Annotated in this window: 16 protein-coding genes and 1 pseudogene; 9 read left to right on the top strand and 8 right to left on the bottom strand. The window is 54.0% G+C overall.

The window, feature by feature from the left end; genetic code table 11:
* Window positions 1-154 precede the first annotated feature (154 nt).
* Both DHN12_RS18370 and DHN12_RS18365 read right to left on the bottom strand, forming a co-directional pair.
* Complete coding sequence (locus tag DHN12_RS18370) at window positions 155-1,483, bottom strand: adenylate/guanylate cyclase domain-containing protein (protein ID WP_108861483.1); 1,329 nt, start codon at window positions 1,481-1,483, stop codon at window positions 155-157.
* A 164-nt stretch (window positions 1,484-1,647) separates the two neighbouring features.
* Window positions 1,648-2,628 (bottom strand): LysR family transcriptional regulator, encoded by a 981-nt coding sequence (locus DHN12_RS18365; RefSeq protein ID WP_159090071.1) that lies wholly within the window; start codon window positions 2,626-2,628, stop codon window positions 1,648-1,650.
* Between DHN12_RS18365 and DHN12_RS18360 the strand changes: the two genes are divergently transcribed.
* On the top strand, window positions 2,618-4,054 hold the full coding sequence (locus tag DHN12_RS18360; RefSeq protein ID WP_306418413.1) for an FAD-binding oxidoreductase: 1,437 nt from the start codon (window positions 2,618-2,620) through the stop codon (window positions 4,052-4,054). The two genes, DHN12_RS18365 and DHN12_RS18360, sit on opposite strands and share 11 nt — an antisense overlap.
* Window positions 4,055-4,168: 114 nt before the next feature.
* On the opposite strand, the gene DHN12_RS18355 is transcribed toward DHN12_RS18360, so the two are convergent.
* Window positions 4,169-4,807, bottom strand: a complete 639-nt coding sequence (locus DHN12_RS18355) for an alpha/beta family hydrolase (protein ID WP_108861481.1) — start codon at window positions 4,805-4,807, stop codon at window positions 4,169-4,171.
* A 372-nt stretch (window positions 4,808-5,179) separates the two neighbouring features.
* On the opposite strand from DHN12_RS18355, the gene DHN12_RS18350 reads away from it, so the two are divergent.
* The 3 genes from DHN12_RS18350 to DHN12_RS18340 all read left to right on the top strand — a co-directional run bounded on the left by DHN12_RS18350 (window position 5,180) and on the right by DHN12_RS18340 (window position 7,414).
* Window positions 5,180-5,779: a VOC family protein gene (locus tag DHN12_RS18350; protein WP_234416690.1), complete on the top strand. Its 600-nt coding sequence runs from the start codon at window positions 5,180-5,182 to the stop codon at window positions 5,777-5,779.
* Between the two features lie 189 nt (window positions 5,780-5,968).
* Window positions 5,969-6,499 (top strand): CIA30 family protein, encoded by a 531-nt coding sequence (locus DHN12_RS18345; protein WP_234416692.1) that lies wholly within the window; start codon window positions 5,969-5,971, stop codon window positions 6,497-6,499.
* Between the two features lie 336 nt (window positions 6,500-6,835).
* Window positions 6,836-7,414, top strand: coding sequence for a YitT family protein (locus DHN12_RS18340; RefSeq protein WP_234416689.1), 579 nt, complete (start codon window positions 6,836-6,838; stop codon window positions 7,412-7,414).
* A gap of 117 nt (window positions 7,415-7,531) precedes the next feature.
* Here the strand turns inward: DHN12_RS18340 and DHN12_RS18335 are convergent.
* The 4 genes and pseudogenes from DHN12_RS18335 to DHN12_RS18320 form a co-directional block, all read right to left on the bottom strand.
* Window positions 7,532-8,539 (bottom strand): annotated as a pseudogene (locus tag DHN12_RS18335) (LLM class flavin-dependent oxidoreductase).
* A gap of 76 nt (window positions 8,540-8,615) precedes the next feature.
* Complete coding sequence (locus tag DHN12_RS18330; RefSeq protein WP_108861479.1) at window positions 8,616-9,035, bottom strand: DUF3010 family protein; 420 nt, start codon at window positions 9,033-9,035, stop codon at window positions 8,616-8,618.
* A 153-nt stretch (window positions 9,036-9,188) separates the two neighbouring features.
* A complete protein-coding gene (locus DHN12_RS18325) occupies window positions 9,189-9,668 on the bottom strand; it encodes a TspO/MBR family protein (protein WP_108861478.1) in 480 nt (159 codons plus the stop codon).
* A gap of 127 nt (window positions 9,669-9,795) precedes the next feature.
* Window positions 9,796-10,575 (bottom strand): hypothetical protein, encoded by a 780-nt coding sequence (locus tag DHN12_RS18320; protein ID WP_234416688.1) that lies wholly within the window; start codon window positions 10,573-10,575, stop codon window positions 9,796-9,798.
* A 532-nt stretch (window positions 10,576-11,107) separates the two neighbouring features.
* Here DHN12_RS18320 and DHN12_RS18315 point away from each other — a divergent pair.
* Window positions 11,108-11,719, top strand: a complete 612-nt coding sequence (locus DHN12_RS18315; RefSeq protein ID WP_108861477.1) for an HdeD family acid-resistance protein — start codon at window positions 11,108-11,110, stop codon at window positions 11,717-11,719.
* Window positions 11,720-12,010: 291 nt separating this feature from the next.
* A complete protein-coding gene (locus DHN12_RS18310) occupies window positions 12,011-12,811 on the top strand; it encodes a hypothetical protein (RefSeq protein ID WP_108861476.1) in 801 nt (266 codons plus the stop codon).
* A gap of 151 nt (window positions 12,812-12,962) precedes the next feature.
* Here the strand turns inward: DHN12_RS18310 and DHN12_RS18305 are convergent, their stop codons facing one another.
* Complete coding sequence (locus DHN12_RS18305; protein ID WP_108861475.1) at window positions 12,963-14,339, bottom strand: exonuclease domain-containing protein; 1,377 nt, start codon at window positions 14,337-14,339, stop codon at window positions 12,963-12,965.
* A 501-nt stretch (window positions 14,340-14,840) separates the two neighbouring features.
* On the opposite strand from DHN12_RS18305, the gene DHN12_RS18300 reads away from it, so the two are divergent.
* The 3 genes from DHN12_RS18300 to DHN12_RS18290 all read left to right on the top strand — a co-directional run bounded on the left by DHN12_RS18300 (window position 14,841) and on the right by DHN12_RS18290 (window position 17,254).
* Entirely contained in the window at window positions 14,841-15,587 is a 747-nt protein-coding gene (locus tag DHN12_RS18300) for an alpha/beta fold hydrolase (RefSeq protein ID WP_159090069.1), read from the top strand.
* 259 nt (window positions 15,588-15,846) lie between these two features.
* Entirely contained in the window at window positions 15,847-16,101 is a 255-nt protein-coding gene (locus DHN12_RS18295; protein ID WP_108861473.1) for a hypothetical protein, read from the top strand.
* Between the two features lie 514 nt (window positions 16,102-16,615).
* A complete protein-coding gene (locus DHN12_RS18290; RefSeq protein ID WP_159090068.1) occupies window positions 16,616-17,254 on the top strand; it encodes a hypothetical protein in 639 nt (212 codons plus the stop codon).
* Window positions 17,255-17,372 lie beyond the last annotated feature (118 nt).

Below are 17,372 nucleotides of genomic sequence, written 5' to 3'. Positions count from 1 at the left end.
AGGAAAATAGCTCTGCCCCTTTCGAGATTGAGGCGTTTTTCGCGAACGGCGGCATTGTCCGCATCTCGGTCATCTGACGGAAAAGGTCAGATGACCGCTCCGAGCCCAATGCGGTCGCTCATCTCAAGTGACCCGATAATCGCTGAGGTTCCGCTCAGACCGTTGCGTGCAAATCCCAAGTGCCCGGCACGCCTTTGAACTCGTGCGTGCCCGCCGGAGCGAATTCCAGTCCTGATCCCGTGGTCAGATCCCGTACGGTGGACGAAACATGGCACGCGCCGCCAGGAGTGACGTCCAGAATGCGCGCGGCCACATTCACCGCAATGCCAGATATATCGTCGCCCCGCAGCTCACATTCGCCTGAATGGACACCTGCGCGGACGGAAAGGCCAAGATGCGCCGCTTCTCTTTGCAATTCGCAGGCACATTCGACGGCGCGGCTCGGGCCGGAAAAGGTTGCGAGAATGCCGTCGCCCATGGTCTTGACCAATGTGCCTCCGTAACGGGTCACGGCGCGCGCCGCTGCGGCATCATGTGCATCAATTACCTCCCGCCAGCGGGCATCGCCCATTTTGGCTGCAGCCTCGGTGGAGCCTTCAATATCACTGATCAGAATAGTCGCGAGCACGCGGTCGGATGGGCGCGGCTCCGAAGATGAGAGCGCGAAATCAGTGATGTATTTCGCCATCATGTCCACATCCCCGATCCACGGCAGATGGTCTTCTCTATCAAGCACTTTCAGGTTTGCATTCGGGATGGATTTGGCAAGCTGTTCGGCTTCTTCGGTACTCACAGATCTGTCCCCGCGCGACTGCAGAACCAAAGTGGGTGCTTGTATCGACGGCAGGATCGGGCGCATGTCCAGTTCATAGTTTAGCCGCGTGATCTTGGCCGCCGTACGGGGGCTACCGGAGTGCAGGAAAAGCCGGTTGTGAAAGGCGATCTCGGCGGGGTCATGCGCTACTGACGGCATGCGCATGGCCAGAAACTCCCCCAGATCTCCCCAGCTTTCCTCAAGAATTTTCATCATCTTCTCAAAGTCGGCTTGCCGCATACCATAAGGCCAGTCCGGTTTCCATTTGCGGCAAGCATAACAGCCAACAAGAGTGAGGCTCGACACGCGCTCGGGGTAGATGGCGGCGAACATCGTCGACATGTTCGCACCTTCACTGACACCGAAGATGGCCGCTTTTTCTGATCCCACCGCCTCCATTACTGCGCGAATGTCGTCTGTCCGTTCTTCCAGCGTCGGTGCGCCTACATCGCGGTCCGACATGCCCGTACCGCGCTTATCAAACAGGATCAGACGGCATTCTTCAGCCAGATTGGAAAGGAACCTGTTGTAGCCCGGATGCTCCCACACAAGATCAATGTTATGAAGCCAGCCCGAGGCATAGATCAGATCTACGGGGCCATCCCCGACCACCTGATAGGCAATCGCCACATCGCCGGCAGTTGTAAAACGTGTGCGAGGTTTCTCCATTGGCAGCTCCGGACTTTTCGATGGTCAAATTTGAGCATGAAAGGTGGCGTCAAAGCAAACAAGTTCCTGTGTGCGAGAAACGCGAAAAGCGTCTGGCGGCTTCGTCCCGCAAGGCGGACCATTGTTTGCCGCGCAGCGTGCGTCTGCTTTGGCGGTAAGCGCCCTTATGTTAAGTGCTTGGTCTGTTGCCATGAAGGCGAAGCCAGACGGCCTTCGAAAAGATCAATGTCCTTCTTGATCTGGTCAATAAGGAAATCGGCGAAAAGCCTCAGGCGGCCGGTGTGGCGCGTATCACGGTGGTAAAGCATCCAGATGCTGAACTTCGGGTCGATTAAAGGCGTTGGGGTCAGGCGCGTTAACGACGGATCGATGTCGGCAGTATAGCAGGGCAAAATGCTGACACCGAGGCCTTCACGGACCATTGCCTGCATGGCAGCCATGCTGTCGACCCTGTGTTTGGGACGCGTGCTCGGCAGAAAAGTGCCATAGAGCATCCGATTGAAATTTTCGTCGAACATTCCAATCCATGGCAGCTCATCAGTGTCCATTCCTTGGAACTCTTGCCCTGCTTTGCTCGAGGCAGCGTAGATAGCGTAGGCAACCGTGCCGAGACGCCGACCCACAAGAGTTTCCGGTGGTTTTTCGGTAAAACGGATGGCGATGTCCGCTTCTCCCCGGCCGATGTTGAGTAGGTTTTGGGTGCAGGCGAGGTGCAACTCGATCTCGGGATGTGTGCCTAAAAACGACCACAGATGCGGGCCTAGGTAACCATTCACAAAGATTTCGGTACTGGTAAATCGCAGTCGCCCCGAAATTTCCTGGTCACGACCCTTTATTGAGCGATCGGCCTGCATCAGTTCTTCTTCTACCCTGACAACAGTTTCGAACAACTCGGCACCGGCAGGCGTCAGAGCATAACCTTTGCGTGTCCGCGTGAACAATCTGACGCCGAGCCCTCTTTCCATGGTTTCAAGCCGACGCGAGACCGTTGGTTGGCTCACGGACAGTGATTTTGCCGCTGCCGTAAGAGAATGGGTGCGTGCAATTGCGAGGAAGAAACGGTGGTCGTCCCAAGATGTAGCCATATTCAAAAATGTATGCAGATTATGCAAAATACACAATCTGCATTCACTCATGTTTTGCATAGACTGCCTGCAAGACTCAAAAAAATGCAGGAGTAGTTGGATGTCGCTGGATATGAAGAACAACGTAGCACAACTCGATGCTCTAAGCGCTCGGCTGTCTGGCGCTGTCCTTTTGTCCGGGGATTCCGATTACGATGATGTGCGGAGGGTTCATAACGGAATGATCGATCGCCGCCCTGCGGTAATCGCGCGCAGTCAGGGGGCAGCGGACGTTGTTGATGCTTTGGCCTTCGGCATTGAGCAGGGCTTGGAGGTCGCGGTTCGGGGCGGCGGCCATAATGTCGCGGGCCGAGCGGTCTGCGAAGGTGGGCTGATGATCGATCTTTCTTTAATGAAGGGTATTTGGGTCGATCCGGCAAACCGTCGCGTCCGAGCGCAGGCTGGTGTCTGCTGGGCGGAATTCAACAGGGCTACTCAGCTACACGGCCTCGCCACAACTGGGGGAGCGGTGGGAACCACTGGAATTGCCGGTCTGACGCTGGGTGGTGGCTTCGGATACCTGATGGGTAAATATGGATATACAGTCGATAATCTTGTGTCGGTGGAACTTGTGACCGTGGACGGCGAAGTTCTGACCGCGTCAGAGCAGGAGAATTCAGAGTTGTTCTGGGGCCTGCGCGGCGGGGGAGGCAACTTCGGGATTGCCACCAGCTTCGAATATGCCCTGCACCCGGTCGGGCCAGTTGTGCACGGTGGCCTTGTCGCCTTTGCGGAAGAAGATGCTGCCGGGACGTTGGCTTTTTTGCGCTCGTTAGCTGAGGAGAGTGACGACGACATTACAGCGGTCTGCAGCATGACGCATGCGCCCGACGGTTCGGGGCGAAAGCTGGCGGCAATGCTGGTGTGTCACTGCGGAGGCCAGCACCGGGCTGAGCCTGTTCTTGATAAGATACGCGGACTGGCGCCACCTGTCATCGATCGGCTCGGGCCTATCGAGTATACGGAGCTGAACCTGCTCCTCGATCCGGGTTTCCCGAAACTCGCCATGAATTACTGGAAATCCTGTTTTGTCGCGGATCTGACCGATGAGGTCGTCGCAATCCTGAATGAGCAGTTCCGACTTTGTCCCTCGACAATGAGTAAGCTGATCGTCGAGAGTCCCCACGGTGCGGCCCTGCGCAAGAAACCGGACGCCACAGCGTTTCCCCACCGTTCAAAGGGTTTCAGCATCATGATTTTGGCGCAGTGGAAAGATAGCAAGGAAACAGACGCGAATATTGCCTGGGCCCGCGAGACTTACGAGCGGTTACTACCTCACGCGCAGCAGGGAGGCTACATTAACTACCTGGACGAAGACGACATCGAAAATCGCACCAGGCAAGTTCTGGGCGCAAATTTCCAGCGTCTGCAAGCTCTCAAGGATCGGTACGATCCTCAAAACATTCTGCATCTCAATCAGAATATTCCGCCGTCCTTGGCCAATTGAGTCTTGCGAACGTGTTAGCGCCAATATGTTAAATTTGTGCGGCTGCCAGCTGTTGCCGTTTTAAACCCTGTAAACACGTCAAACCCGGGGTATGGGCACCAAACAGCCGCGCTATTAGTTTATCCCGTCAACCCAAGCCGAAACCGCCAGACCCATCGCCTTCATGTGATCAGCGTGAGAGAAGCCTGAAACGCGTTTGCGTGGTTTCAAATCGTGATTTCCATCTTCGAACCAGTCTATTTGGATGGATGACGAAAGATCGTACGTGTCAACTTCATCCTTTGTGCCAAACTGATCCCGCGTTCCCTGACAGATCAAAGTTGGCGTCTGCAGATATTGCAAATGCTCGGTGCGCAGCTGGTCGGGTTTGCCAATCGGGTGAAACGGATAACCCACACACAGCAAGCCAGCGATGCGGTTAGCCTCGAAAAGTTCATCCGCAATCATGCTGGCTACACGACCGCCCATAGATTTGCCGCCTATGATCAGCGGTCCATCAACTTTGAGCTTTTCGATTTTAGCAAGATACTCCGAATTCAGTTTGTCCGCGCGGGGAGGGGGTTTGCGGCTGCCTTCGGTTCGGCGTTGTGCCATGTAGGCGAATTCAAATCGAACGACCCTGACGTTTTGCACAGCCAGCGCTTCTGCAATCATCGTCATGCCAGGAGCATCCATCGGGGCACCTGCGCCATGGGCAAGCAAAAGCGTTGCACTTGCTGCTTTGGGGCCGAGCTCCAGAAAGTCGATCGGCATAGTCTGTTGGCTCCTTTCAAACCGCGGTGCTTTTCCGCAGGACCGATTACTACGGTACTACCACAGCTATAACTCCGGCTGACCCCACCCCACCAACGTGTTTTGTAGTCTCTAGCCCACCCGTAGCCGGGTATCGCGAGGTATTGCTGGATAATCCTGGCACCTACGGTCGGTTAAATCGCCGTCCAGCGAACAAAATCGCAGTTTCATGCAATGTTCGCATTGACTGCTTCCAACCCACGCCGGATCTTGACGCTATCTGAGGTGAACGGACGATCAGGCACTGTACCACCCTTTGCTGTGTTTTGCCTGATGGGTATCTTATTGATCTAAAGCACTGCACCACTCGCTTTGGAAAAACAGAAAGTCAAAATGACCATGACCAGTGAGCTTCGCAAAATTCAAACGCAAGGTGTGCATCAAATCACCATTACTGGCGCCGACAGGCAGACTTCCATCGATTTTTGGGAGGGCGTATTAGGTATGCCATTCATATTTGATCAACCCAATCTCGACCGCCCAACAGAAGGCCATCTTTATTTCGATCCCGGTGACGGGCGGCTGATAACGATCTTCACCAATGAAGATCGCAAACCCGACCCCACGCATGTCCCCGAGGCCACAGGGTCGCTGCATCACTTGGCGTTCAACGTGAGCCAGGCGACCTTCTGGCAGGTGCCCAAAAGGCTCGACCCGCGCGGTGTCGAACATACTGGTCCGGTTGATCGCGGCTTTATGGATTCGATATATTTCCGCGACCCTCTGGGTCTTCGCATCGAACTGGCGAGCTACCGGTTCGAACCACCTGAGGGCACTCGGCACGCAGACGTCATGATCGAAGCTCACCGGATCCGCGTGGAGCGCGGCGACCACCACATCGACAAAGACCACCTTGCAGATGCCATCGAACTTCTTGTCGAGCGCGTCCAGCAGTCGCTTTCGCCTGACCGTGGGCCGCGCAATCCATACTGATTGCCCGGGGTGAAGTTGCCCATTAGTCCACGCCTCACCCAGATACGATTATTCGCTGGAAGAGATCATCGTCGACTTCATCGATCTACACGAACGGGCCTAAATGCTGTCTATCAGCGAAAGGCCCACCGCATGCCGCACTCACAAAGATATGGAGAGAGAATGCTATCAATCTTGAAACTGTCTGCCGTGGCGTTCTTGCTGTTCGGCGTTCCCTCGCCGTTAATTGCCGAGGAAAATATGATTGATAATTTTGAAAGCCAGCCTGAAACAAGATGGCGCTTCTTCGCTGATACCGTAATGGGAGGTGTCTCGTCAGGTCAGGTGGCTTTTGAAACCGACGGTAAGACGGCTTATGCCCGTATGACCGGAATTGTCAGCACTGCAAACAACGGCGGTTTCATCCAAATCCAGACGGATTTGCCAGATGCGGCACCGGCTGGGACAGCTGGTGTGCGTTTGATAGTGCGCGGTAATGATCAAAGGTATTTCGTTCATCTCCGAACAAGCGGAACAGTGCTGCCTTGGCAGTACTATCAGGCCGGGTTTGATGTCACAGGCACTTGGAATGAGGTCCGCTTGCCTTTTGAGGCCTTTGAGGCGTCAGGTCGAATGCTGCGAAGGATTCCCCGTGCCGAAAGTCTAAGGTCGGTTGGTATAGTCGCATACGGGCGGGATCATGACGCTCAAATCGATATTCGAGAAGTTGGATTCTACTAAAACGCGTTGGGACTGATCTGGCTTTGAACTAGCCACGATTGTTATAACGCGGTGCGTCAGGCTGTTATTAGTGACCCCGCCCCATCGACGGGTCTCGAAGGAGGCGGCCTAACTGCGTATCCCGCTCCGAAGGAACTGGAGACCAACACCGCAGAACAGATGTTCAGCCGCTTGCGCGCAGCATTTATCGATCATGCCGGGTACTGTTTATGCTGGCACAAAACCGGATCAACCAGCGCTTTTATTTGGATCAAAGCTTTGAGTTTTCTTTCGATTACTTCAATCCCAAAACTCCGCTGGAGTTCGCCAAAAGCCTTTACCCTGAAGCCGCCAATAATGTCGGTCGTGTTTCTCATCATCGGCCTAGTCGTATTTGGCCTGGGAGAAGCATTGCTGGTCACCGCAGGTGTCGGCGTCAGCCCCTGGACCGTGCTCGCGGAAGGCGTGACCATTGTCACCGGATGGAGCCTAGGATTTGCGACCTTTATCATCAGCACATCCGTCTTGCTTATGTGGATTCCACTTAGGCAAACACCCGGAATGGGAACCGTCCTCAACGCGATAATAATAGCCTTGGTGTTGGAGTTCGTGCTGCCCTACCTGCCAACATTTGAGACGTTTGTGGCGAATGCCTTGCTGGCTCTGGTTGGTGTGTTCGTGACTGGGTTCGGAGGTGCAATATACTTGATCGCAAATCTAGGACCTGGACCAAGAGATGGCCTCATGACCGGGCTTCAGGCCATCACGCATCAACCCATCGCGCTAGTGCGTACTTTTCTTGAGGTTTTGGTTGTCGCGATCGGTTGGACTTTAGGCGGCACGCTTGGCTTGGGTACGATTTTCTTCGCCTTGGGCATTGGACCAGCCATTGCGATTGGGATGCAAATTCTGCAATTCCGCGGCACTGTTCATTAACTGCCGTTGCGGGGCGTGTAGCCCGAAATCGAAAAATCGAGTTCGTGCAATGTCTATTTTGTAGCCTGCATAGGCGGACTACGGGTATTTTTGCGCTGAGCGATTAGACCACAACGACTAGGCCGCTTTGCTAGCTTTCGAAATGTCGGATAGAGCCTCCGCCGCTATCGCGAAGGACCTTAGACGCGCGGCATGATCGTGGATCATCCCTGTCACAATAACTTCTTCTGGTTGGTATCGCTCAATCAGGGTGGCAAGTTCGCTACGCACAGTCTCGGGGCTGCCGGTTGCCGAACAGGAAAGGGCTTGTTTCACTTGTGCAAGAACCGGTGCTGGAATCTCCACTGACAATTCTGCAACCGGGTGTGGGAGTTTGCCAGGGCGCCCTGTCCGCAAGCGGGCGAAGGCGAGCATTTGGGATGAGCGCAGGTACATTGCTTCATCATCAGTTGCCGCCGCACAGACCCCAGCGGCCAATATGAAGTACGGCTTGGCAAGCCACTGGGATGGTTGGAATGTCGATCTGTATGTTGCGATTGCATCCTAAAGCATTGCGGGCGCGAAATGCGAGGCGAAAGCATAGGGTAGCCCGAGATAGGCAGCGAGCTGTGCGCCATAAAGACTAGAGCCAAGTATCCAAACCGGAACATGAGTACCTTGTCCGGGAACCGCCTGAATTTGGGCCTCATCTGAAGCGTCGTCGAAATACCCCAAGAGTTCCGCAACATCCTGCGGAAAATTGTCATTGGCTTGCATATGCCTTCTGAGAGCCTGCGCCGTCACGCCATCGGTGCCTGGAGCGCGACCAAGCCCAAGATCAACCCGCCCCGGATAAAGCGTGGCAAGCGTGCCAAACTGCTCGGCAATGACCAGAGGCGAATGGTTGGGTAGCATGATGCCCCCAGCACCAACCCGTATGGTGTTGGTGGCTGCTGCGACTGCTCCTATCACGACAGCGGTTGCAGCACTGGCGATGCCCGGCATGTTGTGGTGCTCGGCCAACCAATAACGATGATAGCCGCTTGCCTCCGCATTACGCGCTAGGTCGATTGTATTGTTCAGGGCATCAGCGGCGGTTCCACCTTCCGGGATCGGCGACAGATCAAGCAGAGAGAAATGCTGCAACTTTGGCTCCTTGTTTTCTGAACGTCCAAATAACGCAAAAGAAGGTCTATCGCCGCCGGCGCAGGTGGTTAGGAAATCAGCCCCTAGTCAAAGCATATGCACCGGAAAGAAAGGCATTCTTCAAATATACCGGCAATTTCACGGGATACTCTTCAACTTCCTTCTTGGCGAAGTGAGCAAGGGCCACTGGACTGACAAACCGCGTGTTGCATCCGTCCACGAGTTGGATCAGAGTTTCGATTTTGAAGGACACGGCTCCACCGGCCATTCGGCCTTTTTTGGCACGGGTTTTGATCACAAAGGTATCTACGGCGTTTTCGCGAGCAAAGTCGTGAAGAGCCGCCAGAAATGAACGTAGATCGTCCTCAGATGTGTCATCCTCGAGCTCTATTCGCGTTGTTTTTAGGCGATGCATCTCCACGTTGCCGTCATCATTTAAGTAGACGACGGCAAGCCGAACTTCCTTTGCTGATATCTCGCAGCCGCATACGACCATGTACTTTTCCTCAATGTGCTAAACTCACGTTACCAGTCTTTTCTGATCTGATAACCCGATTACCGAGTGCTGCTTGTTTCAGTGTTGTGCTAACGGATTTGTGTCCAGTGAATGAGGCGCAAGGGTGGTGATTTGTAGTAGCAGTGCCGAAACTCACAAATTCGCCATATCCAACGGTTTCTGATCCGGGTTCAAGAGCACTATGGACAGGTTTAATGCTGCCGCCACACTCACCCACGCCAGATAGGGCATGAACGCTAGCCCAGCCCATGTGTCCAATTGCCAATGGGTTATTGTCGCCCCCAGAACGGCGCACCATAGGCAGGCCATGATAGGGATCGAGGCACGTAGATGACGCAGCCCAAAGAATACCGGCGTCCAAAGCGCGTTGAGCACAATCTGAATAGCCCAGAATGCCATTGCATATGCACTGCCCTCAAGACCGGCCACCCGAGCGCCAGCGTATGCGATCAGCAGATAGATGGACGTCCAAGCCACCGGAAAAAGCCAGTTTGGAGGTACCCAGGTAGGCTTGTTCAAACCTTTGTACCAGGATCCGGTTGGGAACAGCGCACCAGTCGCTCCAGCGCCAATTGTTGCAGCAAGAAACAGGAAGAACAGAAAGATATCCATGGAAGGCCTTTTTAGTTGATCCCATAAAACTAAGCCAACGGGCGGACCCTGCTAATCGCTGGGTCGCACGCCCTTAATCCCGATTGGGAACTGACAGATTAGGTGATGGCGGCACCGGCTGGCTCAATCAGTTGCATTGGTCGTACCGATAATCGCCGAACTCAAGCCAATTTTCCCTTCGGTTGCGGAAGATCAGAAATTCGGCCCGATCCTCCGCCAGTAAGGCAACCACGAAGTCCTTGACCGGTTCTGAGTTGCCGAAATAGCTGTAGGAGGTCATCGCCCGCTGGGTTTCGCCGTTCACGGTGACGCGCGCGTCCCATTCATCGCTGGCGTCATCGAGGATCACGAACTCGATTTTGCGTTTGATCCCACCGCCGCCGCAATAGACCACACCTTCTGGTGCCTCCATCGGCGCGGAGGTTTGGTCCAGTGCACGACATTCGGCCTGGAGCGACTGAATGGCTGTACCTGATCCCTTGAGATCAAAAATGCTGTAGCTGACGTCTTGATCTACCATTGAGAGGTTCAGGGTGGCGTTTGCGGCAATCTGGTCGAGGACGAACGCATAGTCCGCCTCGTCGCTGAACTGGATCTCGACAGGATAATTGTCGACAATCTGGACGAACGAGTTTTCGCGTCCCATCTGAAAAGCAGCGACTTCCTGCGATCCGTTTGCCAGAAAACGAAAGGAAAGGCCGTTCTTTCGAACGATATCTTCCGAATCCTCATACCCAGCGGGAGCGAACCTGATCCTGTCGCACTGCACCTCGAGGGACATGTTGTTTGTCTGGATCGTGGCGTTTGGATACGGACTACCGTTATAGACCCACTCTGCAACCGCCGTGGTGGCAACAAGAGTGCTGCCGAACAGAGCTACTATTGCCGACATCATTTTATTGCGCATCAGATTCGCCTCCCTTTTCTGTTATTTAGTATGCTTCCGTTAGTCGGGTAGTGCGCGTGTCCGTTCTATTCCGTGGTTAGAGCGAAAGCTCCACTCAACTGTAAATGTGACCGCCAAGGAATTTTGATCCGTTATCGCATCCCAATGTCGCAACGCGCTTTCCTGGACCAAGTTCGCGTGTGAACTCAATAGCCGCCACGACGTTCAATCCCGTTGGCCCTCCGGTAAAACACGCGCACGGCTCGCCAGCCTTCGGCACATATCAAATGCTAGCTCCTGATCGATTGTTAGGATGTCATCCAACCTGTCCTGGTCGAGAAACGGTGGTTCGAAGCCCACGCCGATATGCGCCCTTATGTTAGCTTGGGTCGATAGGCACAGCTACATAAAGCAGTGCCACGCCAAGGGCGGTACCAAACCCGGTAAACACGGAAAACCCGGCCACAGCACTCCACTAATCGTTATTCGGCTTGTATGGAGACACCATCGGGTTGTTACGCTAAAATGGTGCCATTCCCAAAAGGAAACGCACATGGACCAACCAGAAACCCCACATGCCGAGGTAGTAGAAGATGATCGGCTTGAGGCCCGTGAGGCGCTTAGCAGCAGGCTTGCTAATATCTGGTGGACCTTTTTTCTGCGTGGACTGCTGGCGGCGGGCGTGGGGATCGCAGCCTTGTTTTGGCCAACCGGTAGCATTGCACTATTGCTGCAACTTGTAGGCCTGCTTCTGGTTCTTGATGGTGGGCTGACACTGTTTGGGTTCGGACGTCGGGGCGCAGTTGGCGGTGTCGGCATTGGTACTATTGTGATCGGCCTGGTTTTGCTGATTTGGCCTGAGGGAACCGCACGCTTTGCCTTCGTGCTTTTGGGCGCCTTCGCGCTGATCACCGGCATAGGGTCTCTGCTGACCTGGCGCCAACTACCAGAATGGGACCCTGAGCGCGTGACCGCACGCAATGCTGGCGTTGTTGCGTTGCTGATCGGCCTGTTTCTCATTTTCTGGCCAGGCACAGGGCTGGTCGCTCTCGGTTGGGCTATCGCTTTTGCTGCAATTTCGTTGTCTGCAATGATGTTCTGGCTAGCATCACGGTTTAAAGGTGCGAACGAACGTCTTAAAACCAAAGTTATCAACCCGCGTTAAATCGATTTTCTGGTCAGAATTTCTTGGAAATCACTAGTGGCGCAGCCGCACTGTACGTGCTCTCGAGTTAACCGCTGGCTGGGCTAGCTTATTAGCCTTGAAAAACCCTGCAAACACGGGCAACCCCACTCCAACGACGGGCTTCAGCGCTCCCACTCAGTCAATGGCCTGGTTCAGACTGAGGCGGAGAGAAATGTGGTGTCACTGGTGCTCACCAATTCTGAAATACTTCTATACAGGATTGTCCGTCGTCAGAGTATTAGGAACCAATAGCGGATTGGCGCGGTCTTGATGGCCGGCGACGGAATCGTCGTCATTGATAACTGTGATCGCCCTATAAGCGGCGACTCGCTCTGCACTGTGCTGACAACGGAAGAATGGGGCGCCCGCATCCTCGGGAAATCCGAAGTTGCTAAAACCCCTACCAATGCTCTGTTCATGGCCACTGGGAATAACCTTGAAGTGGCCGGAGACATGGGGCGGCGCACCCTGGTTTGCCGCCTCGACCCGCAAACAGAACGGCCTGACCTTGTTGAACATGACTTTGACCCACGGGAAGAAGCCGCAGAAAACCGAACACAATTGGTGGCCGCAGGTCTGACAATTCTGCGCGCCTATATCGCAGCGGGCCGCCCCAAACAGTCGACACCTATCGGGTCGTTTCGGGAATGGAACCTGGTGAGGGATGCGTTGCTGTGGTTGGGCTTGCCTGATCCAGCGGTGACGCGTGAGAGAATCATGTTGGATGATCCTTTGAAATCCGAGCTTGCGGGCCTCTTGGATGCCTGGGTCGCAGCGCTGGGCGATCGGGAGTACGGCCTTGCTGAAATCGGTGCAATGGCGGAGGAATCCAGTTCTCCGGAAATCAAAGAACTTTATGGGGCTCTGGTTGCCATGACGCGAAATGGCCAGTTCAACACCAAGAGCATTGGCCGGTTGCTGTTGAAGCATAAGGATCGGATTGTAGGCGGCCGTGTTCTGTGCAGTTATGCCGATTCAGCAGGCTCGAAACGGTATCGCGTAGAGTTTGTTGGCAGCCATGTTCCGGATGTACCCGATGACATGGGGGGTGACATGGAATTTCCGTTCTGATCAACAGGGCCGTTCACCGCAAAAAATTGTCAAACCTAGAGCATGAATTCGAGCCCGGGTTTGACGGGTTTACCGGGTTTGGTTTTGGCCTCAGGGCAGTGCAAAAGCTGCGTTTCCCAACTGGTGTTATGCCCAGCAAACTCGAGTGCACTCAGAAAGCTTCAAGCCAATTCTTTATGGCGGTAATTGGCTCACTGCCTGCTGGGTGTTCTGTTTCGACTTTTTCCAGGTCTGACATTGCGTCCGCCAGAGTTCGCCCGGCTTCGACACCCTCACGGCCGTGTCGGCGGTTGTTCAGCCAAGTTTGCAACTGGGCCCGTCGCGCGGTCGACATGAACTCTGGGGCATGCACAAATACGAGCCGCCGCGCCAGTTCGCGGTATCTGTCGTCCTCGAAGGTTTCGGCTATCTCCGCACGTTCCGGCCAATCCGACTTGTGGAACGCCTGCATTTGGTTTTTGTCGGCACGGCTTGGGAAACCTTCATACATGCGCTGCTCGACGATCTCGGCTGGCTCGAAGGGCGGGTAGCGCTGTTCCATCGCCCTGCCTACCCGTGCAGCAAACTGGCCGTCGGCGGACACCACAGCGGCCCGGCGGACGATCTCAGCCATCGGTAAGCCAATAACGGCTGGCAGGTCTGGCGCTAGGGCTACGTCGACCAATGCTGGCATTTTGTTTGTGTAGATGGTGCGAAGCGCCCGGTTGGGCACCTTCGTTTCTTCCACCAGGTCTGCCTCGCTCAAATTCAAAACTTCTGCTGGATCTCGACGCAGATCAAACGCAGCCTGCATGGTTGGGTTCTTTGGATGGTGGCCACAGCCGACAATGGCACGAACGGACGGCACCCCCATGTGATACTCGACGATGCAATTGGGTTCACCGGAGCCCAGGCGACGAGCGACCTCGCCCTTGTCCACCAGTGGAAGCAAGGAATTCCAAATAACAGGTGCACGGTCACGGATCAGCCGCGCCATGTAAATGGTCGCTTCCACATCTGCCAAAGCGTCGTGGGCGTTTTCATGCGCGAACCCGTTCGCCGGGGCCAGCGTGTCGAGGCGTAAGGTCGGTTTGCCCTTGGCGCTAATGGGAACAGCCATGGCGTTTGGGGCCAGTGCTGCTGTTGCCTGGGCAAGGCGCAATACATCCGCGCGTTTGTTGCCACTGGTGTTGGTCAGGTAGATCGGCTGCAAAGTCTGATAGAACGCCTGGCGCAGCAGCGGCTCGTCGAAGGCGAGGGTGTTGTACCCGGTGAAGATCGCAGATGACCATTTGTGCAGTTTCTCCGCGATATTCAGCATCATTTCGTAGTGCGATGGCAGGCTGGGGTCGGTTAGCATTGCTGGTGTCACCCGTGTGGCCAGCAGAGCGCCTGGCGCTGGGATCACGTGTGGCAGAAGGCGGCAACGAACTTCGAAACGGTCGAGCTCGTTCAGGTTCGCATCGGTCAAGATCGCAGCGAACTGCAAGATCTGGTCGAACGTCGTGTCCGTGCCGGTGGTTTCGGTATCGTAGAATACAAAGGCCATTTATCGAAAGTATCCGAAAACCATGAGGCTTCCAGAATACTTGCCCGCCCATATGAGCGCTAGATGCTTACAACTAGGTATTGCGGAAGCCAGGCTCTGAAAAGTCTGCCCAAGCGGCAACAGGAAACACTCAGGCGTTCGCGCCAATAACCAGCGTCATGCTCAAAGCAGTCATTCGTGCTTTCTGCAGCGAATGGCGGCTTCGAGCCCCAACCTGCCGTTGATCCTATTTCCACCTTTCGCACATGCAGTGGACCGCAAACCGCATAAAGCGGTCGTTCACAGTCCAGGGCCGGATGGCTGGTGAGCGGACAAAGCGGTCAAGGATTGTTATACAGGCAATGGCAGCTATCGGGTGAGAGACCTCTGATCCATTTTAGTTTTGAAAGACCCTGCTGGTGCCGATTCATTGCACATGCGACACAACACCACCTTTTGTTACGACAATGCAGACCCAACGGATTGAGCGAACAACATTTGAAAAAATAAGGAAACAGTGCTGTGAAAACGGTAGTTTTTTGTCACGGCATGCCGGGCAGCGAAGCGGACGCGGACCTACTCCGCCAAGCCAACCCAGGCACCAAGATTATTGCATTGGGTCTATTGGAAATAAAATCTGCACAGATGACATCAGATCTGGAAGCCTTATCAGATGAGGCATTGGGACAGTCCAACGAAAAGAATGTTCATTTGGTTGGCTTTTCAATTGGAGCGATGGTCGCAATTAGGCTAGCTGCGATGCGCCCTGATATCGTGTCCCAACTAACCTTGATATCACCAGCTGCCCCTCTTTCGTTGGGTGATTTCTTACCAAAAATGGCAGGAAAACCTGTATTCGACTTAGCTCTGAAACATCCCAAATTGTTGAGACTGTTGACACGGCTTCAAGGTTTAGTCGTGCGTGTCTCACCCAAAACGCTAATCAAAATTCTATTTGCAAACTGCGGGACTGTTGAGAAAGAGCTTTTGAACGATCCATCTTTTAAAGAGGTCATGATCCAAGGGCTCTCTGCCAGTCTTGTAAGAAGGCCAGAAAATTACATTTCTTACGTCTCTGCCTATGTCGCCGATTGGAGCGATGCATTGCGCGAAGTGAGGTGCCCTGTCACTCTTTGGCATGGTACAAAGGACACCTGGTCGCCGCCGGAAATGTCAAAAGAATTACAGGGCGCATTTGGGCAGAAAGCCACCATTAATTTAGTTGAAGATGGCGAGCATTATTCCACGCTCGCGCGAGCTATACTCTAATAGAGCATCCAAGCAGCCGTTCATCCGCGCCGCAGCATCAGTCGGAATGGGCTCAAACTAGTCATCTGACGGTTTCGGTTGGGCATCGTGCCGATTCAGACGGCATCGATGCCTGCTGTGCGGACTTAGCTGTCGTTGGTCTTCCGAGTTGCAATGACCGTTTTAAGTGTATTGACCCAGTACTCAGCCAGCATATTGCAGCTTACGAATTGTCATCTTAGGCTTTCCTGAACGCGGGCGGGGCTGTAGAGGTAACCGCATGTACTTCCAACTTTCAGCTTTACTTACATCAACCCTGCGACGGGTAAAAGATGCGTATCTTTGGGTCACAGGTGGGTTTGTACGGCTCGTATTTGTGGTCTGCGCATTGCTTTTTGGAACGGGAATTGCGTTTATTATCGTACTGAATCTTGGTGGAAATTTTTTCTGGCAGCTCGGGGTGTTTGGGTTGGGAGCTGCGTCGACGTTACATTTTGCAATGAAAGTGGATAAGTTCCTGAGCTTAGACGAATAGATTTATGCTTAAACTGCCGTTCGCGCCCGCTGCAGCATCCGTCATTCTGGGCTCGTTCCAGTCATTCGCTGCGCGGGTTTAGACAAGTAGTTTGAGCCCTTAGCTGCCGCTGCCGAGCTACATGAGTGCTGCAGATGCATTCGGCAGGTCCCAGCCCAAAACGGACATGACGATCAGGCACCAGGGCGGAAAGTGTGAATTCGCTGCAAGCGCGAGCCTCATCGGTACTCACTGTGAAAGTCGACCTTGAATTTGTAGATGCTTTGGAGCTACTTAGGCGCCATAAACACTTATCTCGATGACATTACTGTGCGAATTATCTTCAATGGCTATCCTCAATTTTCTAATCTAGCCTGCCTATCAACGTATTAGTATTTTGACACAAGTTGGCGAACGTTTAGGGCGGAACAAATTGGAAAGTAGGATTGCAACACGCCATCGGGCGGTTCTAGCGGCGGTAACTGCACTTGGTCTTTTGGGTGTCGCATCGCTGCTAACGGCACCATTGACTTCAATGCTGCCGGAAGATGTTGAAATCCCCACTCTTATGCTGTTGATCCAGCCTGCTATCCTCGTGTGCTTATTCTCTGTGCTCGGCTGGTGGGCTTCGGCGAAAGTGGGGTTTTCCGCACCTGTCATCGAGGGATTAGTCGGACACGGCGATGCGGTTGCACCGTTCTTACGAGCTCTACTGCCAAGCGCTCTAGTTGCATTCGCAACTGCAGTGGTTCTCGGTGCCTATGGCGTGTTCACAGTAGGCATGATCCCCATTGTAGAGGCACAGCCGTCCCTACCTATTGCTGCAAAGCTTTTGTATGGTGGGATAAGTGAAGAAGTTATCGCCCGCTGGGGTATACTGTCAGTCCTGATGGTTTTGGCGCTGAGACTTGGCTTTGGCTATGTAGCCGCATTTTGGATTGCTAACCTCTTAGCTGCGTTTCTTTTTGCGATCGGGCATTTTGGATTGGTGTTTGCTCTTCTGGATGAGCCGTCGGTTCTATTGCTTGTTGCGGTCATAGTTGGAAATTCGTTGCCAGCCATCGCTTTCGGTTGGCTATATCGCGCCTATGGCCTTGAATCGGCAATGATGGCCCACGCGGGCGGCCATGTTCTGTTTATTCTTGGTGCTGGTATAGCCGGACTACCTTCGTGAGTTGGGGGCCTTTTTTTGCTTTTCGCTAGATGCAACGAACGGAGGCGCACCAATTTGGGTGCCTTGTCCAGTGCTGCAGGAATTCAGGTTGCAAAAATGCTGCGCGATGCACGAATGG

The sequence above is a fragment of the Ruegeria sp. Alg231-54 genome (assembly GCF_900143525.1).
GTDB lineage: Bacteria > Pseudomonadota > Alphaproteobacteria > Rhodobacterales > Rhodobacteraceae > Ruegeria.
Note: the sequence above shows the minus strand (reverse complement) of the source record. Positions and strands in the feature narration are given on the sequence as shown.